This is a genomic window from Methylobacterium goesingense (assembly GCF_022179225.1).
In the GTDB taxonomy this organism is placed as follows: domain Bacteria; phylum Pseudomonadota; class Alphaproteobacteria; order Rhizobiales; family Beijerinckiaceae; genus Methylobacterium; species Methylobacterium goesingense.
The window spans coordinates 1-4353 of sequence record NZ_BPQL01000237.1; the positions used below are offsets into that span (position 1 = coordinate 1).

Genomic DNA, 4353 nt, shown 5'->3' on the forward strand with positions numbered 1-4353 from the left:
TCCTGCCCGGCCTCGTCCTTGACCACCAGCGTCAGGCGCACGCGCGCGCCGGACCAGGGATTGTCGGTGAGATCGACCAGCGTCTTGGTGTCGTGCTCGCCCGTGGCGTCGGCGGGCAGCGCGAGGGCGATGCGCGGCGGCGGCACCAGGGTCCGGGTGTTCGCCAGCGGCTCGACGAGGCCCTCGGCTGAGGCGAAGCCGTAATCGTCCTTGGCCCGGTAGGTCAGGTTGAAGGTACCGCGCGCATTGACCTCGAGGCTGCCGATGCGCTGCACCTCGGGTGGGGTATCGGGGATCGTCTCGACGACGAGGTGCTGGGTCGCACCGCCCGTGGCAATGGTCAGGTCCGCGACGCCGCCGACCAACTGGAAGCGGTCCTCGCGCAGATCCGATCGCGGCACGTTTCCGGATGCCTCCGGCAGCTTTCCGGACGCCTGCGGCGCCTTGCCGGGAATCGCCTTCAGGCCCGCATTCGGGGTCAGCACGGCCTCGCCATGGCCGGCGATCCGCACGATCAGGGTGGAATTGACCGGCGCGCGCAGGGTCTGACGCTCCCCGTTCATCGTCACGACGAGGGGCGGCAGGCGTGTGTAGAGTGGTGGATCGATCCATCCGTCGACGCGGAAATCCGGGCCGGGCGACGGCGGGGCACGCCAGTCAAAGGCACCGAGGATACGCGGGCGCCACTCCGCACCGGCGACGAACAGGCTCGCCACGGTGCCCACGATCAGGGCGGCGCGTAGGGCAAACGGGTCGCGCCGCGCCATGGCCGGACGGGGCGGCCCGGCACGCAGACCCGCGACGGACTGCGCCGCACGCGCCTTATGCAGGGCCCAGAGCGCTTGCGTCGCCGGATCCTGCGTGCCCACCGCCAGGGTGTCTTCCAGCGACGAGGCCGGGGAATGACGGGTGCGTCCGCTGGCCGCCGCCTCGCGGTCGATCCGCGCCAGGGCGTCGCGGCGCGAGCCCGGGCGCAGGCGCGCCAGGGGCAGCAGCAGCATCGCGAGGGCAAGCGCGAAGAGACCGAGGCCGACCATGCGGCCCAGGGGCGGCAGGTCGAGCCAGAGGCCAAGCCAGGACAGGATCAGATAAGCGAGGACGAGCCCGATGCCGCGCCAAAGGATAGGCCACGCGGATTCCCACAGCCCGGCTGCCTGTGATTGGGCGACGAGCCGGTCCATGCGCTGCCGCAGCACGCTGTCGGCATCGCCCGCGGGTTCCTTGGCTGTCAGGTCCCTGCCTCGTGAGGTCGCCGGGTCGGCCTCGCCCATCGTGTCTGGCTCCTCCGCGCGTCGCTCACGGCGCCGCGCCTGCCCGCAAGGCTAGCATGGTGGAGACACCATGCGGCGGGGTCAAATCAGCCCAGGTCTCCATCGCGTCGACGCGGGCATGGCACGTGGGTGAACCCTGCCGGGCTCCCGCGTGTTGCTGCCTGGACCCCACACCGCAAGACAGGATGCCCGCCATGGTGGATGCCAAGCCGTCGATCGATGCCAAACCGGTCGTCGAAGCCATGGTGCGCTTACGCCGCAGCGGCCTTATCGCCGCCACCGCCCTCGGGGGCCTCGCCCTCGTCGCCGGGCTCGCGGCCCGGGCCCTGCGGGGCGCCGACACAACGGAATCGACCGCGACCGAGCCGCCGGTGAACGAGGACGAAGCCCGGATCATGCTCCGGGCGATGGTGGCCGCCACCCTGGCAGACGGCCAGATCGATGCGGACGAGCGCCGGCGCCTCGACGCGGCCGTCCAAGCCGCCGGGATCGAGCGGGACGGCGCGGCCTGGCTCGAGGCCGAGATCGCCGACCCGGCCGACGTGGACGAAATCGCCGAACGTGTCCGAACGCCCGAACAGGCGACGCGGATCTACTCCGCCGTCCGCCTATCGGTCCTCACCGATACCTTGCAGGAGCGCGAATTCCTGAAGATGCTGGCCGCCGCCCTCGACGTGCCGAGCGAGGCCGTCGCGCGGATCGAGGCCGCGATCGACGACTGAGCCGCTGAGGCGCTTCAGTCGGTGGGCGGGCTCAGCCAGTCCGGCACTCGATCGAGGCCGATCAACTCCTCGTAGGTCTGGCGCGGACGGACGACGGCGTGGTCCGCCCCCCGCACCAGGACCTCGGGCACCAGGGGCCGGGTGTTGTAGGTGCCGGCCTGGACGGCCCCGTAGGCGCCGGCGCTCATCACCGCGATCAGGTCGCCGGGCGCGACCTCCGCCATCTCGCGGCCGAGGGCAATGTAGTCGCCGCTCTCGCAGACCGGACCGACGACGTCGGCGACGATCCGGGGCGTCTCGTGTCCGGGCTGCCGGACCGGTCTCAGGGCATGGTAGGCGTCGTAGAGCGTCGGGCGGATGAGGTCGTTCATCGCCGCGTCGACGATGACGAAGGTCCGCCCCTCGGTACGCTTCACGTAGATCACGCGCGTCACCAGGATGCCGGCATTCCCGGCGATCATCCGGCCGATCTCGAAGACCGGGCGCAACCCCAGGGGGGCGAAGTGCGGACGCAGGATCGCCGACAGGGCGGCCGGCTCCGGGGGAGGGGCGTTGTCGTCACGGTAGGGGATGCCGAGCCCACCGCCGAAGTCGATGTGGTGCAGGGCGTGGCCGGCGGCCATCAGGTCGCGGGCGAGCCCGGCGAGGAGGCCAGCCGCGTGGTCGAAGGGCGCCAGATCCGTGATCTGACTTCCGATATGCATGTCGACGCCGGTGACCGCGAGGCCGGGCAGCTGCGCGGCCTGGGCGTAGACCGCCGGAGCGCGGCCGATGGGAATGCCGAACTTGTTCTCCGACTTGCCCGTCGAGATCTTGGCGTGCGTCCCGGCGTCGACGTCGGGATTGACCCGGATCGAGATCGGGGCCGTCATTCCGAGGCTGGTAGCGACGGCGGAGAGTTCGGCGAGTTCCGGCTCGCTCTCGACGTTGAAGCAGTAGATCCCGGCCTTGAGGGCGGCGGCCATCTCGGAGCGCGTCTTGCCGACGCCAGAGAAAACGATGCGCTGGGGATCGACACCGGCCGCGAGGGCCCGGCGCAACTCACCCTCCGAAACGATGTCCATTCCGGCGCCGAGGCGCGCCAGCGTCCTCAGAACGGCTTGGTTCGAATTCGCCTTCATGGCGTAGCAGACGAGGGCGTCGTCGCCGCCGAACGCCTCGGCGAAGACGCCGAAATGGCGCTCCAGCGTCGCTGAAGCATAGCAGTAGAAGGGCGTGCCCACCCGATCGGCGAGGTCCGCCAGATCGACGTCCTCCGCCTGGAGACGTCCGTCGCGATACTGGAAATGGTGCATCGGCCTGCCTGCGAGCCTTCGCACGGATGCGTGCGCGGGCCTCAAGAATGTTCGCGCCCCGCTTCTACAGCAGCGGATCGAGCAGGAAAGGCTGTTTTGGAATCACGTAGCCCCGCTTGGCGCCGCGCGTGGTCTTCACCGCCGGTTCCGACCCGGAGCCGGGTACCGCGAGCGTGTCGAGTTCATCACCGCTGCGCACGGCGTCGGGTGACGGGGCGGCCGTTCCGCCGCCGAGGCCCACGCTCTGGGGCAGCGCACGGGGGCTGGCCAGACCCGGAAGGCCGGGACGCGCCACTGCGCGCGCGGCCTCCGTGCCCGGTGGCGGCTCGAGGGCGCCACGCCGTCCGCAGCCGGAGGTGGCGAGCGCGACGAGACCGATCACGGTGATCGCGGAAAGATGACGGGAACGGAGGAACATCAACGCTTGCGGTCCGGCACTCGGTCGGCAGGAGCATAGCCGTTGCGGACGCGCGAAGCGAGCCGAACGGCCACGCTGTCCCGCGTCGTCGCCGCGGAACCTCAGCCCTTCTTCTTGCCGTCCGTCTTCTGATAGACGTCGATGGCGCGGCGGCAATTCTCGGAGAGCTTCGTCCAGTTGGTCTGGAAGCACTTGTCCAGGGCCGGGTCGTCCGTAGCGAGGTTACCGCAATAGGTGAGGTAATCGCCGGTGCAGTACTTCTTCAGGGTCTCGTTGCCGCGCTTGGTCTGCGGCGCGGCCCCGCCCGACGGCTGAGCCGCCGGCTGGGCCAGGGCAGGCGCAAACGCAACGGACGCCGTGGCGGCGAGAGCGAAGGCGAGCGACGTAAGCTTGAGGGCCATTATGGGCGCAGTCCGTCTCGTGAAACAGGGAATGGGCGATCCGATGAAGCGCCGACATGGTCGAAACATGGCGCGCGGATGGTCACCGCATGGTCAGGGCGCCTTCTACGCCGCGCTCTCGGCTTCGTGCAACGTGTGCGGCGTACTCCGCCGCACATCACGCGATCAATGACGCGCGGATCTCAATTCGGTTGCGCCGGGAGCGGAAAGGCGTTCGCCGGCGGCAGGCGCTCGCGCTGCAGCAGG

Annotated in this window: 5 protein-coding genes; 1 reads left to right on the top strand and 4 read right to left on the bottom strand. The window is 70.3% G+C overall.

Annotated elements, in window-relative coordinates; genetic code table 11:
* Positions 1-1271, bottom strand: a 1271-nt coding sequence (locus tag MFF30_RS25490; protein ID WP_238283038.1) for a DUF4175 family protein, incomplete at its 3' end; no start/stop codon positions are given.
* A gap of 194 nt (positions 1272-1465) precedes the next feature.
* Here MFF30_RS25490 and MFF30_RS25495 point away from each other — a divergent pair.
* On the top strand, positions 1466-1993 hold the full coding sequence (locus tag MFF30_RS25495) for a tellurite resistance TerB family protein (RefSeq protein WP_238283039.1): 528 nt from the start codon (positions 1466-1468) through the stop codon (positions 1991-1993).
* A gap of 14 nt (positions 1994-2007) precedes the next feature.
* Here MFF30_RS25495 and lysA read toward each other — a convergent pair whose 3' ends face one another.
* From lysA to MFF30_RS25510, 3 genes are all read right to left on the bottom strand, one after another.
* The gene (gene lysA, locus MFF30_RS25500) at positions 2008-3288 is read right to left on the bottom strand and encodes a diaminopimelate decarboxylase (protein WP_238283040.1); all 1281 of its coding nucleotides are present in this window, start codon (positions 3286-3288) and stop codon (positions 2008-2010) included.
* A 64-nt stretch (positions 3289-3352) separates the two neighbouring features.
* A complete protein-coding gene (gene lptM / locus MFF30_RS25505; protein ID WP_238283041.1) occupies positions 3353-3706 on the bottom strand; it encodes an LPS translocon maturation chaperone LptM in 354 nt (117 codons plus the stop codon).
* Positions 3707-3807: 101 nt separating this feature from the next.
* Positions 3808-4107: a 3',5'-cyclic-nucleotide phosphodiesterase gene (locus tag MFF30_RS25510; RefSeq protein WP_238283042.1), complete on the bottom strand. Its 300-nt coding sequence runs from the start codon at positions 4105-4107 to the stop codon at positions 3808-3810.
* Between the last annotated feature and the right edge of the window lie 246 nt (positions 4108-4353).

Bases quoted from the DNA above. Each gene is read 5' to 3' on its own strand.
- MFF30_RS25495 (WP_238283039.1), top strand. From the start codon at position 1,466: ATGGTGGATGCCAAGCCGTCGATCGATGCCAAACCGGTCGTCGAAGCC.
- lysA (WP_238283040.1), bottom strand. From the start codon at position 3,288: ATGCACCATTTCCAGTATCGCGACGGACGTCTCCAGGCGGAGGACGTC.
- MFF30_RS25510 (WP_238283042.1), bottom strand. From the start codon at position 4,107: ATGGCCCTCAAGCTTACGTCGCTCGCCTTCGCTCTCGCCGCCACGGCG.
- lptM (WP_238283041.1), bottom strand. From the start codon at position 3,706: ATGTTCCTCCGTTCCCGTCATCTTTCCGCGATCACCGTGATCGGTCTC.